Source organism: Streptomyces sp. NPDC002309, assembly GCF_053593375.1.
Genome location: NZ_JBSFCI010000045.1, coordinates 1 through 20,171 on the forward strand (window position 1 = coordinate 1; position 20,171 = coordinate 20,171).

At 71.8% G+C, this 20,171-nt stretch carries 19 protein-coding genes; 12 read left to right on the forward strand and 7 right to left on the reverse strand.

All coding sequences use genetic code 11. The annotated features are described in order from the left end of the window. Both ACWCPM_RS29245 and ACWCPM_RS29250 read right to left on the reverse strand, forming a co-directional pair. Window positions 1–2,081, reverse strand: a 2,081-nt coding sequence (locus ACWCPM_RS29245) for an AMP-binding protein (protein ID WP_450979259.1), incomplete at its 3' end; no start/stop codon positions are given. Between the two features lie 473 nt (window positions 2,082–2,554). Then, window positions 2,555–2,767: an MbtH family protein gene (locus ACWCPM_RS29250; protein ID WP_450979260.1), complete on the reverse strand. Its 213-nt coding sequence runs from the start codon at window positions 2,765–2,767 to the stop codon at window positions 2,555–2,557. A gap of 662 nt (window positions 2,768–3,429) precedes the next feature. On the opposite strand from ACWCPM_RS29250, the gene ACWCPM_RS29255 reads away from it, so the two are divergent. The 3 genes from ACWCPM_RS29255 (at window position 3,430) to ACWCPM_RS29265 (ending at window position 5,849) form a co-directional block, all read left to right on the forward strand. Then, window positions 3,430–3,642 (forward strand): MbtH family protein, encoded by a 213-nt coding sequence (locus ACWCPM_RS29255; protein ID WP_450979261.1) that lies wholly within the window; start codon window positions 3,430–3,432, stop codon window positions 3,640–3,642. 143 nt (window positions 3,643–3,785) lie between these two features. Further along, window positions 3,786–5,060, forward strand: coding sequence for an MFS transporter (locus ACWCPM_RS29260; RefSeq protein ID WP_450979262.1), 1,275 nt, complete (start codon window positions 3,786–3,788; stop codon window positions 5,058–5,060). 123 nt (window positions 5,061–5,183) lie between these two features. Beyond that, window positions 5,184–5,849, forward strand: coding sequence for an NUDIX domain-containing protein (locus ACWCPM_RS29265; protein WP_450979263.1), 666 nt, complete (start codon window positions 5,184–5,186; stop codon window positions 5,847–5,849). Between the two features lie 193 nt (window positions 5,850–6,042). Here the strand turns inward: ACWCPM_RS29265 and ACWCPM_RS29270 are convergent, their stop codons facing one another. Then, a complete protein-coding gene (locus tag ACWCPM_RS29270; RefSeq protein WP_450979264.1) occupies window positions 6,043–6,804 on the reverse strand; it encodes a GntR family transcriptional regulator in 762 nt (253 codons plus the stop codon). A 158-nt stretch (window positions 6,805–6,962) separates the two neighbouring features. Between ACWCPM_RS29270 and ACWCPM_RS29275 the strand changes: the two genes are divergently transcribed. The 4 genes from ACWCPM_RS29275 to ACWCPM_RS29290 are packed head-to-tail and all read left to right on the forward strand — an operon-like array spanning window position 6,963 to window position 10,891. Beyond that, complete coding sequence (locus ACWCPM_RS29275) at window positions 6,963–7,967, forward strand: sugar ABC transporter substrate-binding protein (RefSeq protein ID WP_450979265.1); 1,005 nt, start codon at window positions 6,963–6,965, stop codon at window positions 7,965–7,967. Further along, window positions 7,967–9,043 carry an ABC transporter permease gene (locus ACWCPM_RS29280; RefSeq protein WP_450979266.1) on the forward strand — a complete coding sequence of 359 codons (1,077 nt, stop codon included), beginning with the start codon at window positions 7,967–7,969 and terminating at the stop codon, window positions 9,041–9,043. Before ACWCPM_RS29275 ends, ACWCPM_RS29280 begins: the two co-directional genes overlap by 1 nt. Before the next feature lie 5 nt (window positions 9,044–9,048). Beyond that, window positions 9,049–9,981, forward strand: a complete 933-nt coding sequence (locus ACWCPM_RS29285; protein WP_450979267.1) for an ATP-binding cassette domain-containing protein — start codon at window positions 9,049–9,051, stop codon at window positions 9,979–9,981. Window position 9,982: 1 nt separating this feature from the next. Next, a complete protein-coding gene (locus ACWCPM_RS29290; RefSeq protein ID WP_450979268.1) occupies window positions 9,983–10,891 on the forward strand; it encodes a sugar phosphate isomerase/epimerase family protein in 909 nt (302 codons plus the stop codon). 95 nt (window positions 10,892–10,986) lie between these two features. Here the strand turns inward: ACWCPM_RS29290 and ACWCPM_RS29295 are convergent, their stop codons facing one another. Beyond that, window positions 10,987–11,940 (reverse strand): DUF3068 domain-containing protein, encoded by a 954-nt coding sequence (locus tag ACWCPM_RS29295; protein WP_450979269.1) that lies wholly within the window; start codon window positions 11,938–11,940, stop codon window positions 10,987–10,989. A 109-nt stretch (window positions 11,941–12,049) separates the two neighbouring features. Between ACWCPM_RS29295 and ACWCPM_RS29300 the strand changes: the two genes are divergently transcribed. Both ACWCPM_RS29300 and ACWCPM_RS29305 read left to right on the forward strand, forming a co-directional pair. Continuing rightward, window positions 12,050–13,018, forward strand: a complete 969-nt coding sequence (locus tag ACWCPM_RS29300; protein WP_450979270.1) for an N-acetyltransferase family protein — start codon at window positions 12,050–12,052, stop codon at window positions 13,016–13,018. Window positions 13,019–13,233: 215 nt separating this feature from the next. Further along, window positions 13,234–14,616, forward strand: a complete 1,383-nt coding sequence (locus ACWCPM_RS29305; RefSeq protein WP_450979271.1) for a glutamate decarboxylase — start codon at window positions 13,234–13,236, stop codon at window positions 14,614–14,616. Between the two features lie 10 nt (window positions 14,617–14,626). Here ACWCPM_RS29305 and ACWCPM_RS29310 read toward each other — a convergent pair whose 3' ends face one another. Both ACWCPM_RS29310 and ACWCPM_RS29315 read right to left on the reverse strand, forming a co-directional pair. Next, window positions 14,627–15,631, reverse strand: coding sequence for a Gfo/Idh/MocA family protein (locus tag ACWCPM_RS29310; protein WP_450979272.1), 1,005 nt, complete (start codon window positions 15,629–15,631; stop codon window positions 14,627–14,629). A gap of 140 nt (window positions 15,632–15,771) precedes the next feature. Beyond that, window positions 15,772–15,966: a hypothetical protein gene (locus tag ACWCPM_RS29315; RefSeq protein WP_450979273.1), complete on the reverse strand. Its 195-nt coding sequence runs from the start codon at window positions 15,964–15,966 to the stop codon at window positions 15,772–15,774. Between the two features lie 65 nt (window positions 15,967–16,031). Between ACWCPM_RS29315 and ACWCPM_RS29320 the strand changes: the two genes are divergently transcribed. Further along, entirely contained in the window at window positions 16,032–17,066 is a 1,035-nt protein-coding gene (locus tag ACWCPM_RS29320) for a LacI family DNA-binding transcriptional regulator (RefSeq protein ID WP_450979274.1), read from the forward strand. 72 nt (window positions 17,067–17,138) lie between these two features. Beyond that, window positions 17,139–17,750, forward strand: a complete 612-nt coding sequence (locus tag ACWCPM_RS29325) for a TMEM175 family protein (RefSeq protein WP_450979275.1) — start codon at window positions 17,139–17,141, stop codon at window positions 17,748–17,750. A gap of 10 nt (window positions 17,751–17,760) precedes the next feature. On the opposite strand, the gene ACWCPM_RS29330 is transcribed toward ACWCPM_RS29325, so the two are convergent. Beyond that, complete coding sequence (locus ACWCPM_RS29330; RefSeq protein ID WP_450979276.1) at window positions 17,761–18,924, reverse strand: Gfo/Idh/MocA family protein; 1,164 nt, start codon at window positions 18,922–18,924, stop codon at window positions 17,761–17,763. Window positions 18,925–19,067: 143 nt separating this feature from the next. Between ACWCPM_RS29330 and ACWCPM_RS29335 the strand changes: the two genes are divergently transcribed. Further along, window positions 19,068–20,072 carry a LacI family DNA-binding transcriptional regulator gene (locus ACWCPM_RS29335; protein ID WP_450979277.1) on the forward strand — a complete coding sequence of 335 codons (1,005 nt, stop codon included), beginning with the start codon at window positions 19,068–19,070 and terminating at the stop codon, window positions 20,070–20,072. The last annotated feature ends 99 nt before the right edge of the window (window positions 20,073–20,171 follow it).

Consider the following 20,171-nt stretch of genomic DNA (forward strand, 5'->3'; position numbering starts at 1 on the left):
TGGATGAGGTGTGCGAGTGCGCGGGGGTCGCGGGTGGTGTCGCGGTCGGCGAGGACGACGCGGGCGCCCGAGGTGAGGGGGACGTAGATTTCCAGGGTGTGGATGTCGAAGGCGACTGTGGTCACGGCGACGAGGGTGTCGTCGGTGTCCAGTGTCAGGTGTGTGCGCAGGGCGGCTGTGAAGTTGCCGAGTGCGTGGTGGGAGACGACCACGCCCTTGGGGCGGCCGGTGGAGCCGGAGGTGTAGATGACGTAGGCGGGGTGGGCGGGAAGCAGTGCCGTGCCGCGGTCGGTGTCGGTCAGGTTTTCGTGGCGGAGGTGTGAGATCGCCTCGGTGGTCTCCGGGGTGTCCAGGACCAGTCGTGCGGTGTCTTCGGGCAGTGCGGGCGCGATCGCCGCGGTGGTCACCACCAGCGCCGGTGCGGCGTCCGCCAGCACGTAGGCGATCCGGTCGGCCGGATGACCGGCATCGACGGGCACGTACGCCGCCCCCGCCTTCAAGACCGCCAACAGGGCGACCACCAGGTCGACCGAGCGGTCCATCAGTACGGCGACCCGGCCCTCCGGCCCCACCCCCCTGGTGACCAGCAGTCGCGCCAGGCGGTTCGCCCGGGCGTTCAGCTCCGCGTACGTGAGCTGGGTGTCCTCGAACACCACGGCGGTCGCGTCCGGCGTGAGCGCGGCCTGAGCCTCGAACAGCTCGGGAAGGGTCGCGGCGGGAACGTCCCGGGCGGTGTCGTTCCACTCCACCAGCGTGCGCCGGTGTTCGACCGTGGTGGCCAGACCCAGCCGGGCGACCGGCGAATCGGGCTCCAGACGGGCCAGGGACGTGAGCAGATGAAGGAACCGCGCCTGGTGGGCGGCGTTCTCCTCTTCGGTGTAGAGCGCGGGGTTGGCCAGGAAGTCCACCCGCAGACCCGCGTCCCGCTCGTAGACGAGGATCGTCAGGTCGTCCACCGCACCGTTCGCCAGGTAGGTGCGCGCGGTGGTCTCGCATCGCCCGAACCGGGGCATCGTGCGGTCATCGGGAAGGAAGTTGATGACGGGGCCGTACATGCGACCGTCCGTACGGGCGATCTTCAGGTCGCGACGCAGGTGTTCGTAGCGGTAGCGCTGGTGCTGCAGGACCCCCCGGCTCCGTGCGGACGCCTCACGGGCCAGCTCACGCACGCTCATGCCCGGCGCGACGGGCAGACGCAGCGGCAGCGCCTGAGCCATGCTCGCCAACGACCCGCGCAGACGGGAGCCCTTGCGTGCCGTGACGGTGAGCCCCAGCACGACCTCCTGCGCCTGCGCCATCCGATGCACGTAGAGCCCGGCGGCCCCGATCAGCAGGGCGGGCAGGGCGACGCCCGACGCGCGGGCCAGCTGTCGGAGCGACTGCGCGACCTCGGCCGAGGCCACGGCGGTCCGGCGGTGAGACGTACGGGACGCGAACGCCGTCCGCGAGGCCAGGGTGACGGCCTCGGGCGCGTCCCCCATCTGCTCCGCCCAGTAAGCCCGGTCCTGTGCGAACTTCTCACTCGCGCGGTACGACTCGTCGTCGGCCACGATCTCGTCGAGGGTGGCGAACGGCGTGAACGGGCAGTCCTTCCCGTCCTCCAGGGCGGTGTAGATCTCCGCCACCCGGTTCAGCCACACCGAGTATCCGATGCCGTCCAGGGCGATGTGATGGGCCGCCAGATACACCACGGTCCTGTCCTCGCCCACCAGCAGCGCGGCGAGAGCCCAGATCCGGCCGTCCTCGAGATCGGCGGGGCGGGCCGCCTCGGCACGCATCCACGCCTCCGCGGCCGCCACCGGCTCAGGCTCCTGCCGCAGGTCGATCACGGGCAACCGGAAGTCGAGCGGGGCGTCGACCACCTGCCACGGCCCGTCGCCGGTCTGCCCGAACCGCGCACGCAGCAGCTCGGTCTCGGCCACCGCCTGGCGGAACGCCTTCTCCAGCAAGGGGAGCCGCAGAGTACCGGCGATGTCCAGGTAGTCCGCCATGTTCTGGGCCGGGCTCTCCGGATCCAGTGCCTGGGCGTACCAGATGCCTTCCTGAGCCGCGGTCAGGGCCTTTGTGGCGTGGTTCGGCATATCGAAATGTCCCGTGTACTCGGTATCCAGCGAGGAATCGGCAAAAGGTCCTGCGCCGCGCGGACTCGGCATCCGTCGGTGAGGAATGTGGCTGACACACCCTCTTCGGTTCCCGGAAGCCTGGCAGTGGGCGCGGTGCCATGCTGGATCACCCCGGTGGCGACCAGCGAAGTCTCATAACCGTGGCCGATTATGTGATGAGTTCGCCGATATCGGACGAAAAGGTTCTCCGCTGCCTTGAATGCGGCCTGGGTGAACAGTTCGGTGCCCGACAGGTCACCCCGGGACGCACATCGGCCCAGGTCCGGGCCCGGGCGGCGGATCGGGGATCCGTCTCAGGGCTCACGTCCGGGTGGTGCGGAGGTCGGTCGGCGAAGAAGTGAAGGAAAGCGCGTGCGGCGGTCCCTGCCCGGGGGCTGATCGCCCCCGGGTGCGGTCCGCCGGAATCCGGCGGACCGCGAAAACCGCTGTGCTCAGTTGCCGCCCATGGCGTCGACCAGGCTCTGGGGTCGCATGTCGGTCCAGGTGCGCTCGATGTAATCCAGGCAGTCCTGCCGTGGAGCCTCGCCGAACGCGATCTCCCAGCCCCCGGGCACATCGACAAAGGTCGGCCAGAGCGAGTACTGCTTCTCCGAGTTGACCAGCACCAGGTAAGTAGCTTCTTGGTCCTCGAACGGGTTCGTCACGTTAGGGCTTTCTGCACTCATTGCTTCATTGCTTGTGTTCTTGGTGAACTTGACTCAGAGGGGAGTACAACCGCCCCAAGTGAACAGGAAGGTACTCCGGGTCGGCTTTAGGATGATCTTGCCGTGGCCGGTAAGCCCGGTCTTCGCACTTGAGCGGCACATCTCGCCGATGTGTTGACTACCTGTCACACCGTGTGATGTGCACGGTGGTACGGCTCCGGGACGCGGGACGCCGCGACGTCGCCGGCGCGTGCTGCCCGAGGTGGAGGTGCCGGGCGTCGACGGGACGGACCCGGCCCCGGACCGAGTGCCCGCCGGGTCGCGACACACCGTCGGACCTCGACGGCGACAACGTGGCAGCGCCCTTGCGGTGGCAGCACCCTTTTCACAGGTTGTTAGCCCGTTGTCACCCTGACTCACCCCAACCGTTAGGTCTCCGACGGATCATGGCAGGCGATACGGAGGTGCCGCCGGGGAGGCCGCCGACTGGCGTGCCCGTCCCTCAACAGGCCTCGGCTGCCGCACCCGACCGAAGTCAGCGACGTTCGGATGACCGGACATTCACCCGCTGGCCCCGGACTGTCCGCACGTCTCGTGAGTGAGGCGACACCCACGCGGATCCGCACCACGGTCCGACCAGACGCCAGAGCAAGGACGCAAACATGACGAACCCGTTTGAGGATCAGGACGCCCAGTACCTCGTGCTGGTCAACACGGAGAAGCAGTACTCGCTCTGGCCGACCTTCGTCGAGGTCCCCCAGGGTTGGGAGACCGCCTTCGGTGAGGCCCCGCGACAGGACTGCCTGGACTACATCGAGAAGACGTGGACCGACATGCGTCCCCAGAGCCTGGTCGACGCCATGGGCGGCAACTGAGCCGGAGCCCGGACCACGGTCCGCCGGCGATCCGGCGGACCGTGTCGGGGGCTCGACCGGAGCCGCCGCCGGGCACGCCACGGTGCTCAACGAGGGCCTGTGGGCCCCACCGTCTCCAGGTCCGAGGAACTACTGATCCCTCCATGCGCTCTCCAAGGCAAAGCACTCGCCACCGGCTGCCACGACAGTTCCGACTCGTCTGGGCCGCCGTGACCGTCTCGAGCATCGGCGACGGTATGCGACTGGTCGCCCTTCCCCTGCTCACCGCCCGCCTCACGGACGACGCCCGGTTGGTCGGACTGGTGGCCTTCGCCGGACAGCTTCCCTGGCTGCTGGTCAGCCTCGCCTCCGGCGTCCTCGCCGACAGGTTCGAGCGCCGCCGTCTCCTGTGCCTCGTCGACACGGCACGAGCGGCCGTCATGGCCGGCCTCGTGGTCCTCACGATGCTCGACGGCCTGTCCGTGCTGCTGCTGGCCGGTGTCGCCTTCCTGCTGGGCTGCGGCCAGACTCTCTACAACGGAGCCTGGTCCGGCATGGTGCCCTCCCTGGTGCCACCCGAAGGACTGACCAAGGCGAACTCGTACCTTCAGATCACCGTGCTGTTCGCCGGCCCGCTGCTGGGGACCCCGCTGGGTGCGGTGCTCTTCGGGGTCGCCCCCGCGCTCCCGCTCGCCGTCGACGCGCTGTCGTTCGTGTGCGCCGCGGTACTGGTCATGCTGTTGACAGGCGGAACACGGGCCGTCCCCGAGAAGAGCGTTCCCGCGCGGCGGTCACTGCGCCAAGACGCTCTGCAAGGACTTGTCTGGCTGTGGCGGCACAGCCAGATGCGCCGACTGTGCGCGGTCTCCGCCGTGAACAACCTCGTGGTGGTCGGTCTCATGTCCGTCCTCGTCCTGTTCGCTCAGCAGAGACTCGAACTGGGAAACTCGGGCTACGCGGTGCTGGTGGCGGCCTTCGCGGTCGGAGGCCTCGCCGGAGTGCCGCTCGCACCTCGCCTGGAGAAGCGGATCGGCGCGGTGCGGCTGCTGCGGCTCGGCATGCTGATCACCGGTGTCCTCTGCGCGGGCATGGGCATGGCCGGGTCGGTCCTGGTGGGGATGCTGGTCATCGCCGGGTACGGCGCGGTGAGTCTGGTCTGGGCCGTCACCGCGGTGTCGCTTCGGCAGTCGCAGGTTCCGGCCGAGTTGCTGGGCAGGGTCACCATGGCCTTCCAGATGGCTTCCGTGAGCGCGGGAGCCCTGGGGGCGCTGCTGGCGGGACTGGTCTACCAGGGCGTCGGTCCCCAGGCCCCCTTCTTCACCGGGGCGGCACTGCTCTGCCTTGCCGGTGTCTTCCTCTATCGCGCTCCCGCCGACGCCCCGGTGGAGGCGACGGCCGCGGCGCCGTCCCGGCGGACGAGCCCGGCTCCTCCTGAGTGAGGGCGGTGGTGAGGCGCTGTCACTTCGCAGCGAGGCTTGCGTCGGTTCCACGGGGCCGGATGGTACAAGCGGGGGCATGACCGACGAGTTCATCCTCCTGCCCCTCCGTCCGGGCCGTGCCCGATGACCGCGGGCGTCGACACCCCGGACCGCCGCGGCCGCACCGGGCTCGACCGGACCGGCCGCGACCTGACCCGGAACCCGCGTGTGAAGGTGCGGGACGTGAAACTGCTCTCCAGCCACTGGTACGTGGAGCGCACGACCACCTTCGACTTCCGCCGCACCGACGGCACCTGGAGCACCCAGGAGCGTGAGACGCACGACCGCGGCAACGGCGCCACGATGCTGCTGTACGACACCACCCGCGGGACCGTGCTGCTCACCCGCCAGTTCCGCTTCCCGGTGTATGTGAACGGGCACCCCGACGGCATGCTGATCGAGACGCCCGGCGGGGTGCTCGACGACGCCGACGAGCACCCGGAGGAGGCCGTGCGGCGCGAGGTGACCGAGGAGACCGGCCACACCATCGACGCCGTTCAGCATGTCTTCGACATCTATATGAGCCCCGGCTCGGTCACCGAACGCGTCAGCTTCTACGCCGCCGCCTACGGGCCTTCGACCCGCACCCACGAGGGCGGCGGGCTGGGTGAGGAGGGCGAGGACATCGAGATCCTCGAACTGCCCTTCCGCAGGGCCCTGGAGATGATCCGCACCGGAGAGATCGCCGACGCCAAGACGGTCATGCTGCTGCAATGGGCCGCCCTGGAAGGGCCGTTCGCCGAGCGCTAGCCGCCCTGTCCTCGACGTGAAGTGCGCTTCGCCCTGATGGCTCCCGTTCGTGCCCTGGACAACCGGGAACGAACGGGAGGTATCGCCATGAAGTACCGCGCCATCGGCACCGTTCGCTGGAGGGGAGCCTCGGGGCGCTGGAGCCGGGGCTGACGGTGGAGCCACGGGTCCGGCTGGACGGCGCGCGCCGACGTCAGGGCCGTACCAGGAGCTGGAAGTCGAAGGAGTACCGGGAGGCGCGGTAGAGGTGCGTCCCGTACTCCACGGCGCGGCCGGTGTCGTCGTAGGCCGTGCGCTGCATGGTGAGGAGTGCGGCGCCCTCCCTCTCGTCGAGGCGGGCGGCCTCCTCGGCGGTGGCACCGCGGGCGCCGATGGTCTGGCGGGCGCTGTGCAGGGTGACGCCGGTGGAGCGCAGCACGCGGTACAGGCCGGTGGTCTCCAGTCGGCCGGTGTCCGGCGGGAGCAGGCCCGCGGGCAGGTAGTTGCACAGGAACGCCACGGGGTGGCCGTGGGTGAGGCGGAGCCGTTCCAGGACGGTGACCTCGCCGCCCTCGGGCAGGGCGAGGGCCGCCGCGACGTCCGCGGCGGCCGGCGCGGTCTCGTTGCGGACCACCTCGGTGGTGGGCTGCTGTCCGGCCGCCTCCAGGTCGTCGTAGAGGCTGCTCAGCTCCAGCGGGCGTCTCACCTTGCTGTGCACGACCTGGGTGCCGACGCCCCGGCGGCGCACCAGCAGGCCCTTGTCGACCAGGGACTGGATGGCCTGGCGGACCGTGGGCCGGGACAGGCCGAGGCGCACCGACAGGTCGATCTCGTTGCCCAACTGGTTGCCCGGAGTCAGCGTTCCGTGCTCGATGGCCGCCTCCAACTGCTGGGCGAGCTGGTGGTAGAGCGGCACGGGGCTGGTGCGGTCGAGTGCGAAGTGCACGGCGGCGAGCCCGGAGACAGTACGTGTCATGGCGTCCCTCCCGGCCCCCACCGTAGCAGTTTGTTCTAACATTAGGACCTGCTTGTGAAATGATGTCTTAACAAAGTATTGACAGTGGGCGTGCCAAGGGATTTGATCCCGTCCCAACGACAGCCTTTCCCTCCATCGCTCAGTGAGGTGCAGGAAAGATGGACCGCTCTCGCACGATCACCTCCGCCCTGGCCGTGGCAGCGGCGGCCGCCCTGGTCCTCGCCGGCTGCTCCAGCGGTTCCGGCGGCAAGAAGGCCGAGGAGGGAGCGGACGGCGCCTCGGCGGGCAAGGCCGACACGCCCCGCATGACGGTCGCCCTGGTCACCCACCAGGCCCCCGGAGACACCTTCTGGGACATCGTGCGCAAGGGAGCCGAGGCCGCCGCCGCGAAGGACAACGTCAAGCTCGTCTACTCCGCCGACCCCAACGCCGGCAGCCAGGCCAACCTGGTCCAGAACGCCATCGACCAGAAGGTCGACGGCATCGCCGTCACCCTCGCCAAGCCGGACGCGCTCAAGGACGTCCTCGGCAAGGCCGCGCAGGCCGGGATACCGGTCGTCGGCCTCAACTCCGGTCTGAGCGACTGGAAGCAGCTCGGCCTGATGGAGTTCTTCGGCCAGGACGAGACCGTGGCCGGCGAGGCACTCGGCAAGCGGCTCAACGAGGAGGGCGCGAAGAACGCCGTCTGCGTGATCCAGGAGCAGGGCAACATCGGTCTCACCCAGCGCTGCGACGGCGTGAAGAAGACGTTCGAGGGCACCACGCAGACCCTCAACGTCAACGGCACCGACATGCCCTCGGTGAAGTCGACGATCACCGCCAAGCTCAAGCAGGACGCGGCCATCGACTACGTCGTCGCCCTGGGCGCGCCCTTCGCGATGACCGCCGTGCAGTCGGTGTCCGAGGCCGGCAGCGAGGCGAAGGTCGCCACCTTCGACCTGAACAAGGACCTGACCGGCGCCATCGAGCGCGGCGACATCCAGTTCGCCGTCGACCAGCAGCCCTACCTCCAGGGGTACCTGGCGGTCGACGGGCTGTGGCTCTACGAGAACAACGGCAACTACAGCGGTGGCGGCGAGCAGCCCGTGCTGACCGGCCCGGCCTTCGTCGACAAGTCCAACGTCGCCCGGATCGCGGAGTTCGCCGCGAAGGGGACCCGGTGATGGGCATGGCCCAGCAGGCGGCGCCGGCGGTGGCGACACCGCCGGACCCCGGCGCCGAGCCGGCCGACGGACGCACCCGGCAGCGACCGCTGGTCGTGCGGCTGCTCGCCCGGCCCGAGGTCGGCGTCTTCCTCGGCGCCGCAGCCGTGTTCGTCTTCTTCCTGATCGCCGCGCCCTCGCTCCGCCAGGGCGGCTCGATGGCCACGGTCCTCTACCAGGCGTCGACCATCGGCATCATGGCGCTGCCCGTGGCCCTGCTGATGATCGGCGGCGAGTTCGACCTGTCGGCCGGCGTCGCCGTCGTCACCTCGGCGCTCACCGCGGCCATGCTCAGCTACCAGCTGACCCTGAACGTGTGGACGGGCGTGATCGTCGCGCTCGTGGTGTCGGTCGGCGTCGGCGCGTTCAACGGCTGGGTGCTGGTGAGGACCGGGTTGCCGAGCTTCCTCGTGACCCTCGGGACGTTCATGATCCTGCAGGGCGTGAACCTCGCCGTCACCAAGCTCGTCACCGGCAACGTCGCCACCGACGACATCAGCACCATCGACGGCTTCGAGCAGGCCAGGACCCTCTTCGCCTCGTCCTTCGACGTCGGCGGCGTCCAGGTGAAGATCACCGTGGTGTGGTGGCTCGTCTTCGCGGCGCTGGCCACGTGGGTGCTGCTGCGGACCAAGTACGGCAACTGGATCTTCGCCGTCGGCGGCAACAAGGAGAGCGCGCGGGCGGTCGGTGTCCCGGTGACCTTCACCAAGATCACCCTGTTCATGCTGGTCGGCTTCGGCGCCTGGTTCGTCGGCATGCACCAGCTCTTCTCCTTCAACACCGTGCAGTCCGGCGAGGGCGTCGGCCAGGAGCTGATCTACATCGCCGCGGCCGTCATCGGCGGCTGCCTCCTGACCGGCGGCCACGGCTCCGCCATCGGCCCGGTCTTCGGCGCCTTCATGTTCGGCATGGTCCAGCAGGGCATCGTCTACGCGGGATGGAACCCCGACTGGTTCAAGGCGTTCCTCGGTGTGATGCTGCTCGGTGCCGTCCTCATCAATCTGTGGGTGCAGCGCACCGCGACCCGGAGGTGACCGCCATGACCAGCACCCACGGACCAGCGGTCCAGGACGCCGCGCCCCAGGGCGCCGGGGCCCTCGTCGAACTGCGCGGCGCGGGCAAGTCCTACGGCAACATCCGCGCCCTGCACGGCGTCGACCTCGCCGTCCACGCCGGCAAGGTCACCTGCGTCCTCGGCGACAACGGCGCGGGCAAGTCCACCCTCATCAAGATCGTCTCCGGGCTGCACCGGCACACCGAGGGCGAGTTCCTCGTGGACGGCGAGCCGGTGCGCTTCGGCACCCCGCGCGAGGCCCTCGACAAGGGCATCGCCGCCGTCTACCAGGACCTCGCGACGGTCCCGCTGATGCCCGTCTGGCGGAACTTCTTCCTCGGCTCCGAGCTCACCAAGGGGCCCTGGCCGGTTCGCCGCCTCGACATCGCCCGGATGAAGCGGACCGCCGACGAGGAACTGCGCGCCATGGGCATCGTCCTCGACGACCTGGAGCAGCCCATCGGCACGCTGTCCGGCGGCCAGCGCCAGTGCGTGGCCATCGCCCGCGCCGTGCACTTCGGCGCCCGCGTGCTCATCCTGGACGAGCCGACGGCGGCCCTCGGCGTCAAGCAGTCCGGCGTGGTTCTGAAGTACATCGCCGCCGCCCGCGACCGTGGCCTCGGCGTCATCTTCATCACCCACAATCCCCATCACGCGTACATGGTCGGCGACCACTTCAGCGTGCTGCGCCTCGGCACCCTCGAACTGAGCGCCGACCGCAGCGAGGTGAGCCTGGAGGAGCTGACCCACCACATGGCCGGCGGCACGGAACTCGCCGCGCTCAAGCACGAGCTGGCGCAGGTGCGGGGCGTCGACGTGGAGGAACTGCCCGAGGCCGATGACCTCTCCGGGCCGCCCTCCAAGGAGACCCCGGCCTCCTCCGCCTCTCCGGCCTCCTCTTCCGAAGGGACCACCTGACATGGCCGACACCCCCGCCCTCGACCGCATCCGCGTCGGCTCGGCGCCCGACTCCTGGGGCGTCTGGTTCCCCGACGACCCCCGGCAGGTGCCCTGGGTTCGCTTCCTGGACGAGGTCGCCGAGGCCGGCTACTCATGGATCGAGCTGGGCCCCTACGGCTATCTGCCGACCGACCCGGCCCGGCTCACCGACGAGGTGGAGAAGCGCGGCCTGAAGGTGTCGGCCGGCACCGTCTTCACCGGCCTGCACCGCGGCCCGTCCGTCTGGGACGCCACCTGGGAGCACGTCAGCGAGGTCGCCGCCCTCACCCAGGCGATGGGCGCCCGGCACCTCGTGGTCATCCCGTCGTTCTGGCGGGACGACAAGACCGCCGAGATCCTGGAGGCGCCGGAACTGACCGGCGAGCAGTGGGCGCACCTGACCAAGGGCATGGAACGCCTCGGGCACGAGGTCAAGGAGACCTACGGCCTCGACATCGTCGTGCACCCGCACGCCGACACCCACATCGACACCGAGGAGCACGTCGAGCGCTTCCTCGACTCCACCGACTCCGGGCTGGTCCGACTCTGCCTGGACACCGGGCACTACGCCTACTGCGGCGGCGACAGCGTCAAGCTGATCGAGACGTACGGCGAGCGCATCGGCTATCTGCACCTCAAGCAGGTCGACCCGGAGATCCTCGCCGACGTCGTCGCGAACGAGGTGCCGTTCGGGCCGGCCGTGCAGCGCGGCGTGATGTGCGAGCCGCCGTCCGGGGTGCCGGAGCTCGGGCCGGTGCTCACCGCCGCCCAGAAGCTGGGCGTGGACCTGTTCGCGATCGTCGAGCAGGACATGTACCCCTGCGAGCCGGACAAGCCGCTGCCGATCGCGGTGCGCACCCGCAAGTTCCTGCGGTCCTGCGGAGCCTGACGGCCACCGGAGGCGGTCCTGCGGGCTTGACAGCACCGGAGGCGGTCCGCGGAGACCGGGGGCCCGCCCGGAGGCGGGTCCGCGGCGCGGGTGGGTCACCCCTCGTCCGCGGGCTGCCTCCGCCCCCGCACCACCAGCACCCCGCCCACCACGGCGAGCACGAACCCGGCGGCCGCCGCGCCGATCGGGACGGTGCGGCCGACCGCGCGCAACTGGGCGCCGTCCGCCTTCGCCTTGTCCACCGCGAACCTCTGCGTGGCCGGGGTGTGGCTGAGCTTCTCCACGTCCAGCAGGACCACGGCGTCCTTTTCGGCGCCGGGCGCGCGCAGGGTCTGACGGGGACCCAGCTGGGCGTACAGGACACGGCCCGTGGGCTGGTCGACGACCAGCTTGATGCCGTGGTTGGAGTACCACTCCTCGGCGAAGACCTGGGAGGCCTCGGGCCGTCCGACGAGGGCGCCGGGGACCTGGCGGGTGCCGACCTTGGTGGGCGGCACGGTGCCGGTGAAGACGTACCCCCGGTAGCCGCGGACCTTCTCGGTGCCCCGGTAGGAGAGGGTGACCGCCGAGCCCAGCTGGCTGTCCCACCAGCGGTAGGAGCGCTTCTGCACGTCGAACGGGAACTTCAGATAGGCCTCGCCCTCGTGGTACGGCTGCTCCTCGCAGCAGTGCGCGGGCCGGTTGCTGGTGCGGTCGGTGACCCAGCGGGCGGTGGAGAAGTCCAGCGCGTCGTGCGGGTCCGCCGCGGGCAGCGACTTGTCCGTGTCGACCGTGGTCACCACGTCCCACACGGCGCGGCCGCTGCGTTCGCTGTCGGCGACGTCGCCGCGCACCCGCTGGGTGACGGTCACGGTCCGGTCGTGGAGCGTCTCTGTCTCCGCGACGTCGAAATAGCTGCCCGTGCCCTTGTAGACGGCGGTCACATCGATGTCGACCGGGGTCACCGCCGCACGTGGTGTGACGTACCACACCAGCATCGGCGCGAGGACGAGCAGGAAGACACCCAGGCCCAGCAGGACCAGGGAGAGGGGCGAGGCGCTACGGCGCATCCGGCACTCCAGGGCTTGGCTGCCCCGGGACCGTAGGCCCTGACGCGGCGCCGCGTCTACGCACCCGCGTGACAAACCGGTTGCGTGCCGCGCTCATGGACACGCCAAAATGGCGCACACCCGCGCCGACCCCGGAGGCCCCGTGATCCACCGCACCCTGGCCGAGTCCGACCTCGACCGTATCGGCGCGCTGCTGCCCACCGGCGAGGTGGGCGTCTGGGCGGACGCGGACCTCTTCCGCGAGCGGCTCGCCACGGGGGAGTACCGGCCGGAGTGGACCTGGGTCGCCGAGGAGGCCGGTGAGCCGCGGGCCGTGGCGGTGTGGTGGGGCAACCCCGGTGACGAACGGCCCGGCGCGCTCGACACTCTGAACGCCGTCACGTCCCCGGCCCGCACCGACGTCGTCGCCGGGCTCCTCGACGCCGCCCACGCCGCCTTCGGGGGGACCCCGCCGGAATTCCACCTCCTGCTCCCCGTCGACTGGCGGGAGCGGCCGGACGTCGTCGCCGGCCTCGGCTGGCGGCAGGAGGCGGCCCGGCGTGCCGGACTCACCACCGCGGTCGAACGGCTCCGCTACGAGTGGACCCGCGACAGCGGCGTCCCCGCGCCGCCCCGCCGGCTGCGCTTTCGTCCCGAGCCCGACGACGAGGTCTTCGTCGGCCTGTTCCGCCGGGTGCTCGACGGCACGCTCGACGCCGCGTCCGCCACCGGGGCCGCGGCGGTGGGCGCCGACGCGCAGGCCCGCGCCGACGTCGCGTTCTACCGGGACACGATGCCGGGCGAGCGCTCCTGGTGGCGGGTGGCCGAGGACGCCGACGGACGCCCGGCCGGCTTCGCGCTGCCCTCCCGCAACACCGGCTCGCACGTCGTCGGCTACCTGGGCGTCCTGCCCGAGCGGCGCGGTCACGGCTATGTCGACGACCTGCTCGCCGAGACCACCCGCATCCTGGCGGAGGAGGCGGGCGCGGACGTCGTCCGGGCGGACACCGACCTCACGAACCGCCCCATGGCCGCCGCCTTCGACCGCCTCGGGTACCGCGACGTCACCCGGCGGATGGTGCTGTCGGCGCGGCGGTGAGCCGGGGGAGTCGCCGCGGGCCCGGCGCCCGCGGCCGTCCGGGGCTCACCTCGGTGCCATCGTCCGGGTGCGCTCGGCGGGCGCCGGGCCGGGCCGTGTGCGAGATTGCCGACTGAGGGAGGCCGGGCCGCGCGTCGCCGTCCCGCACTGGTGCCGCCAGGGCACGACACCGGCCCGCCCGCCGTGACGTCCCACGACCCCGGGGGTTCGACCCGATGGCCCTGCACAAGACCCGCCGCCCGGAGCCGGGCCCCGAAGAAGACGTGTACACCCTGCCCATCAGCGCGCGGGCGCTGCCGAAGTACCGGATGCCCGACGGCGTCTCCGACGCTCGCGCGGTCCGGGCCCTGATCCACGACGAGCTGAGCCTGGACGGCAACGCCTCGCAGAACCTGGCGACCTTCTGCACCACCTGGGCGGAGCCCGAGGTGCACCAGCTGATGGACGAGTGCCTCGGCAAGAACATGGTCGACAAGGACGAGTACCCGCAGACCGCCGCGATCGAGGACCGCTGCGTCCATATGCTCGCCGACCTCTGGAACGCCCCGGACGGCGCCTCCACCGTCGGCTGCTCCACCACCGGCTCCAGCGAGGCCGGCATGCTCGGCGGACTCGCCCTGAAGTGGCGCTGGCGCGAACGCCGCCGCGCCGAGGGCAAGCCCACCGACCGCCCCAACCTGGTCGTCGGACCGGTCCAGGTGTGCTGGGAGAAGTTCGCCCGCTACTTCGACGTGGAGCTGCGTCAGGTCCCCCTGGAGAAGGACGCGCTGGGACTGCGCGCGCACCAACTGCGCGAGCACGTCGACGAGAACACCATCGGCGTGGTCGCGATCCTCGGCGTCACCTACACCTGCGTGTACGAGCCCGTCGCCGAGATCGTCGCGGAACTCGACCGCATCCAGGCGGACACCGGGATCGACATCCCGGTGCACGTCGACGCGGCCAGCGGCGGTTTCGTCGCCCCGTTCCTCCAGCCCGACCTGGTGTGGGACTTCCGGCTGCCCCGCGTCGCCTCCATCAACGTCTCGGGCCACAAGTACGGCATGGCGCCGCTCGGCGTCGGCTGGGTGGTCTGGCGCTCGCCCGAACTGCTCCCCGAGGAGCTGGTCTTCCGCGTCTCCTACCTCGGCGGCGACATGCCCACCTTCGCCCTGAACTTCTCCCGTCCCGGCGGCGAGGTGATCGCCCAGTACTACAACATGCTGCGTCTTGGCCGCGAGGGCTACGCCAAGGTGCACGGGGCCTGCGCCCGCACCGCCGGGATGCTGGCCGGACAGGTGGCCGCCATGGGCCCGTTCACCGTCCTCCACGACGGCCAGGGCGCCCTGCCCGCAGCCGCCTGGACACTGACCGACCCCGGCACGGCGTCCTTCACGCTGTACGACGTCACCGACCAGCTGCGCCGCCGCGGCTGGCAGGTACCGGCGTATCCGCTCGCCCTGGGCCGGGAGGAGACCGTCGTGCAGCGCGTCCTGGTCCGGCACGGCACCAGCTACGACAAGATCGCGCTCCTCGCGAGCGACCTGCGCACCGCCGTCGACCAGCTGCGCGCGGGACGGGCGGCCCACGTGACGCCGCAGCCCGGGTTCCACCACTGACCCGGGCGGCTCAGGCGGTACGCACCTCCTCGACGCGGACGGGGCGGTGCTCCCGCAGCGACAGCGTGCACGCCTCCGCGATCCAGCCCGCCTCCAGCGCGTCCGCGACCGTGCACGGCGAGGGCCGGCTGCCCGCGACGACCTCGGTGAAGGCGCCGAGTTCGGCGCGGTAGGCGGCGGTGAAGCGGTCCATGAAGAAGTCGTGCGGGGTGCCCGCCGGGAAGGTCACGCCCGGCTCCACCGACCGCAGCGGCAGCTTGTCCTCCAGACCGACGGCGATCGAGTCCTCGAAGCCGTGCAGCTCCATCCGTACATCGTGACCGCGGCCGTTGTGGCGGCTGTTGGAGACCACCGCGATCGTGCCGTCGTCCAGCGTGAGCAGCGCGCCCGTGGTGTCGGCGTCGCCCGCCTCCACGATGTACCGCGCGCCCCGGTTGCCGCCGACGGCGTACACCTCGGTCACCTCGCGGCCCGTCACCCAGCGGATGATGTCGAAGTCGTGCACCGAGCAGTCGCGGAAGATCCCGCCGGAGGCGGCGACGTACGCCGCGGGCGGCGGCGCCGGGTCCAGGGTCGTCGACCGTACGGTGTGCAGCGTGCCCAGCTCGCCCGCGAGCACGGCGGCCCGCGCGGCGGCGAACCCCGCGTCGAAGCGTCGGTTGTAGCCGATCTGCACCGGCACGTCCCGGGCCTCGACGGCCCGCAGCACCGCCACGCCTTCGGCCATGGTGCGGGCGACGGGCTTCTCGCAGAACACGGGCACGCCCGCGTCCACCGCCGCCATGATGAGGCCGGGGTGGGCGTCGGTCGCCGCGGCGATCACCACGCCGTCGATCCCGGCGGCCAGCACCGCCTCCGGTGAGTCGGCGACCTCGGCCCCGAACCGCTCGGCGGCGGACTTGGCCGCCTCGGCGAACGGGTCGGCGACGACGAGCGACTCGACCGCGTCGAGTCCGGCGAGGGTCTCGGCGTGGAAGGCGCCGATACGGCCGAGGCCCAGAATTCCGATACGCATGAGGGTATGGCTCCTTGTGGTGCGGGACGGCCTACGAGGGTGCGGTCAGGTCGGTCGAGGTCGAGGGCGAGGGCGAGGGCGGTCGGGCAGCGACGGTCCGGCCCGGTCCGGCCCGCCGAGAGAGTGCCGGTCCCAGTCGATCACCGAACCGGTGACCGCTCCGGACGGGCGAGGCCGGCGAGTCCGGCACCGGCCACAAAGGGGGCGCGGGCGGCGTCGAGACCGCGGGCCCGCTCGGAGAGCCGTGCACCGCGGTGCACGGGGGTGATGGACATCGGCGTCCCCTCGGTGACGGGATGGCGCAGCTCGGTGACGGGATGGCGCAGTGCTGTCATTGTTGTCAGTACAAACCCCTCGAACAACCGGCAGCAACCCATCAAAAACCCCTCAAGGAGCATCCGTGGGCCACCCGTTCCCCATCCGGGAGATCGCACGTCAGGCCGGGTTGAGCGAGGCGACCGTCGACCGGGTCCTGAACGGGCGGGGCGGTGTGCGCGAGAGCACCGCGCGGGAGGTGAGCCGTGCCATCGCGGATCTGGACCGGCAGCGCACGCAGGTCCGGCTGGTCGGCCGCACCTTCATGCTCGACATCGTGATGCAGGCGCCGGAGCGCTTCACCACCGCCGTGCGCGCGGCCCTTGAGGCGGAGCTGCCCTCCCTGCACCCGGCCGTCGTGCGCTCGCGCTTCCACTTCCGTGAGACGGGGCCCGCGGCGGAACAGGTGCGGACCCTGGACCGGATCGCCCGGCGCGGCTCCCAGGGCGTGGTCCTCAAGGCCCCGGACGTCCCCGAGGTCACCGCCGCCGCGGCCCGGCTGGTCGCGGCCGGCATCCCGGTCGTCACCCTGGTCACCGACCTGCCCGCCGGCGCCCGCCTCGGCTACGTCGGCATCGACAACAGGGCGGCCGGCGCGACCGCCGCCTATCTCATGGGCCAGTGGCTCGGCGACCGGCCCGGCAACGTCCTCACCAGCCTCAGCAGCGGCTTCTTCCGTAACGAGGAGGAGCGCGAGATGGGCTTCCGCGGTGCCATGCGCGCCCGGCACCCCGCGCGCGCCCTCGTCGAGATCGCCGAGGGCCAGGGGCTGGACGCCACGCAGTACGACCTCGTCCGCACCGCCCTGGAGCGCGACCCGGACATCCGCGCGGTGTACTCGATCGGCGGCGGCAACATCGCCACCCTGCGCGCCTTCGCGGACCTCGGCCGGGAGTGCGTGGTGTTCGTCGCCCACGACCTCGACCACGACAACACCCGCCTGCTGCGGGAGAACCGGCTGTCGGCCGTGCTCCACCACGACCTGCGCCAGGACCTGCGTGAGGCGTGCCGTCTGGTGATGCGCGCCCACGGCGCGCTGCCGCCGGCCGGGCCCACCCTGCCTTCCGCGATACAGGTGGTCACGCCCTACAACATGCCGCTCCAGGCGGCGGCCGTGTGACATCGGCGCGGTCCGGGGCGCGGCCCGGCGTGTATCCCCGCTCGCCGGGCCGCGGCTCCCTACCGTCCTCGCATGTGGAAATCGACCCCGGCCGGAGGTCCCGAGCGGGTGGTGGCGCTCGCCGACGGAGTCTTCGCCATCGCGATCACCCTGCTCGTCCTGGACCTCTCCGTGCCCCGGGGACTGAACTCCGCGCAGTACCTGGACGCCCTGTACGAACTGCTCCCCGACCTCGGGGCCTACGCGCTCAGCGTGGCGGTGCTCGGCGGCTTCTGGCGCGACCACCGCAGGATCTTCGGCCCCGTCCGCCGGGTCGACACCCGGCTCGTCTCCCTGTCCCTGCTCGGTCTCGGCATCGCCGCCCTGCTGCCCTTCCCCACCCGGCTGCTCGCCGACTACGGCGGGGAACCGGCCTCGGCCGCGATCTACGGGGCGGCGGTCGCCGCCCTCGGCGCCACCCACCTCGCCATGGCCGTCCTGGTGGCCAGGAACCCCGGGCTGCGCGAGGGCGCCGCCACCGACGTGGGCAGCGGGCACGACCTGCTCGATCCCGTCGTGACGGTGGCCGTCTTCCTCGTCACCGTCCCGCTGGCGGCGCTGGTCGGGTCGGGGGCCATGCTGTGGTGGCTGGTGCTGATCCCGGCCAGGCTCTGGACGGCCCGGGCGGCCCGCAGGGCGCGTTGAGCGCGCCGGCTCAGCCGACCGCGTCCACGTCCACCCAGGCGCCGCTCTCCGCGGACCGCGCCATCGCGTCCAGCACGACGGCACTGCGCACGGCGTCCCGCAGCGTCGCCCCGTACGGGGTGCCCTCGGCGACCGAACGCAGGAAGCGGTACGCCTCGACGACCTTCAGGTCGTCGTAGCCCATGGCGTTGGCGGCACCCGGCTGGAAGGCGGCGAACTCGCCCTGGCCCGGGCCGACGTACACCGTGCTCACCGGCTGGTCCTGGTAGGTCGTGCCCCGGCCGACCGCCAGCTCGTTCATCCGCCGGAAGTCCCAGAACACCGCGCCCTCGGTGCCGTGCACCTCGAAGCCGTAGTTGTTCTGCTCGCCGACCGACACGCGGCACGCCTCCAGGACGCCCCGGGCGCCGGAGGCGAAGCGCAGCAGGCAGTTCACGTAGTCCTCGTTCTCGACCGGGCCGAGCACGCCGCCGGTGGCACGGGAGTGGCCGGCCGTGGCACCCGTGGGGCGTGCCCGCTCCGGGACGAAGATCGCCGTGTCGGCGGTGAGCGAGGCGATGTCGCCGAGCAGGAAGTGAGCCAGGTCGGCCCCGTGCGAGGCCAGGTCGCCCAGCACTCCGCTGCCGCCGCGCTCCCGCTCGTAACGCCACGTCAGGGCGCCCTCCGGGTGCGCCGCGTAGTCGCTGAACAGCCGGATCCGGGCATGGGTGACCCTGCCCAGCTCACCGGCGGCGATCAGCTCCCGGGCGGTCTCGACGGCGGGCGCGTTGCGGTAGTTGAAGCCGACCGCGCCCTGCACCCCCGCCGCGGCCACCGCGTCGGCGACCGCGCGGGCGTCCCCGGCGGTGAGGCCGACCGGCTTCTCGATCCAGAGGTGCTTTCCGGCCTCCGCCATCGCCACGCCGATCTCGCGGTGCAGGAAGTTCGGCGCGGTGACGCTGACCGCCCGCACCCGCGGGTCGGCGGCCACCTCACGCCAGTCGCGGGTCGCCGAGGCGAACCCGAACTGCCCGGCGGCGCGCTCGGCCCGGCCCGGCACCTCCTCGGCGACGGTCACCAGCTCGGGCCGCAGGGCGAGGTCCGGATAGTGGTGCGGCAGGCGGGCGTACGCCTGGGTGTGCACCCGGCCCATCCATCCGAATCCGACGACGGCGACACCGAGCGTGCTCACCATGACAGCGCCCCTCTTTGGACCGGTCCATTCCTGTCCGCCCACGATCAGTGGGTGCCCTTCCCACTGTCAACCCTGCTCCCGCCCCCGCTCTCGCCCCATTGCCCCTTTGACAACCCGGCCCGACGAGTGGAACGGTCCAAGGCATGCGAAGACCGCCGACCATCCGCGACGTGGCGGAGCACGCCGGGGTCTCCAAGTCGCTGGTCTCCCTGGTGCTGCGCGGCTCCGGCCAGGTCCGCCCGGACAAGCGCGAAGCGGTGCTGCGGGCCGTACGCGAGCTGGGTTACCGCCCGAACGCCGCCGCCCGCAGCCTCAGCGAGCGGCGTACCCGCACCGTGGGCGTCCTCCTGAACGACCTGCGCAACCCCTGGTTCGTCGACCTGCTCGACGGCCTCGACTCGCTGCTGCACACGGCGGGCATGCACATGCTCCTCGCCGACGCCCGCCTCAACCGCCGTACCGGCCACGACCTCACCGGCCCCTTCCTGGACCTCGGGACCGACGGCCTGGTCGTCGTCGGCACGCTGCCCGAACCGGCCGCGCTCGACACGGTCGCCGCCCGGATGCCGGTCGTCGTCGCGGGCGCCCGCGATCCGGTGCCGCCCGGCGTCGACGTCGTCGCCGGCGACGACGAACAGGGCACGCGCCTGGTCACCGAGCACCTCATCGGCCTCGGGCACCGGCGGATCGCGCACCTCGCGGGATACGGCGCGGTCGGAGAGCTGCGACGGCGGAGCTTCGAGGCGACGATGCGGGCGCACGGCCTGGCCGGTGACGCCGTGGTCGAGCCCTGCGACCAGACCGAGGAGGGCGGTCACCGCGCCGCCGTCCGGCTGCTCGCCCGCCCCGGGCGGCCCACCGCCGTCCTCGCGGTCAATGACACCGCCGCCGTCGGCGCCCTCTCAGCGGCCGGGGACATGGGCCTGAGCGTGCCGGGGGACCTCTCGGTGACCGGCTACGACAACACCGGCGTCTCCCGGCTGCGCCATCTGTGGCTGACCACCGTCGACAACGCCGGCCACGAGGTCGGCCGCCGCGCCGCCCGCCGTCTGCTCGACCGGCTGGAGGCACCCGGGGGAGAGGGCCGGCTCCAGCTCGCGGTGCCGACGCTGGAGGTGCGCGGCACGACGGGCGCGGTGGGCGGCTGAGCCGGGATCCCCCGCCGGCCGTCACGGCGAGGCCGGGCCGCCCCCGATCCGCCGTCCCGCCGCGCGCACCTCGCGCGGTCCCGCCGCGGGCCGGTCGCG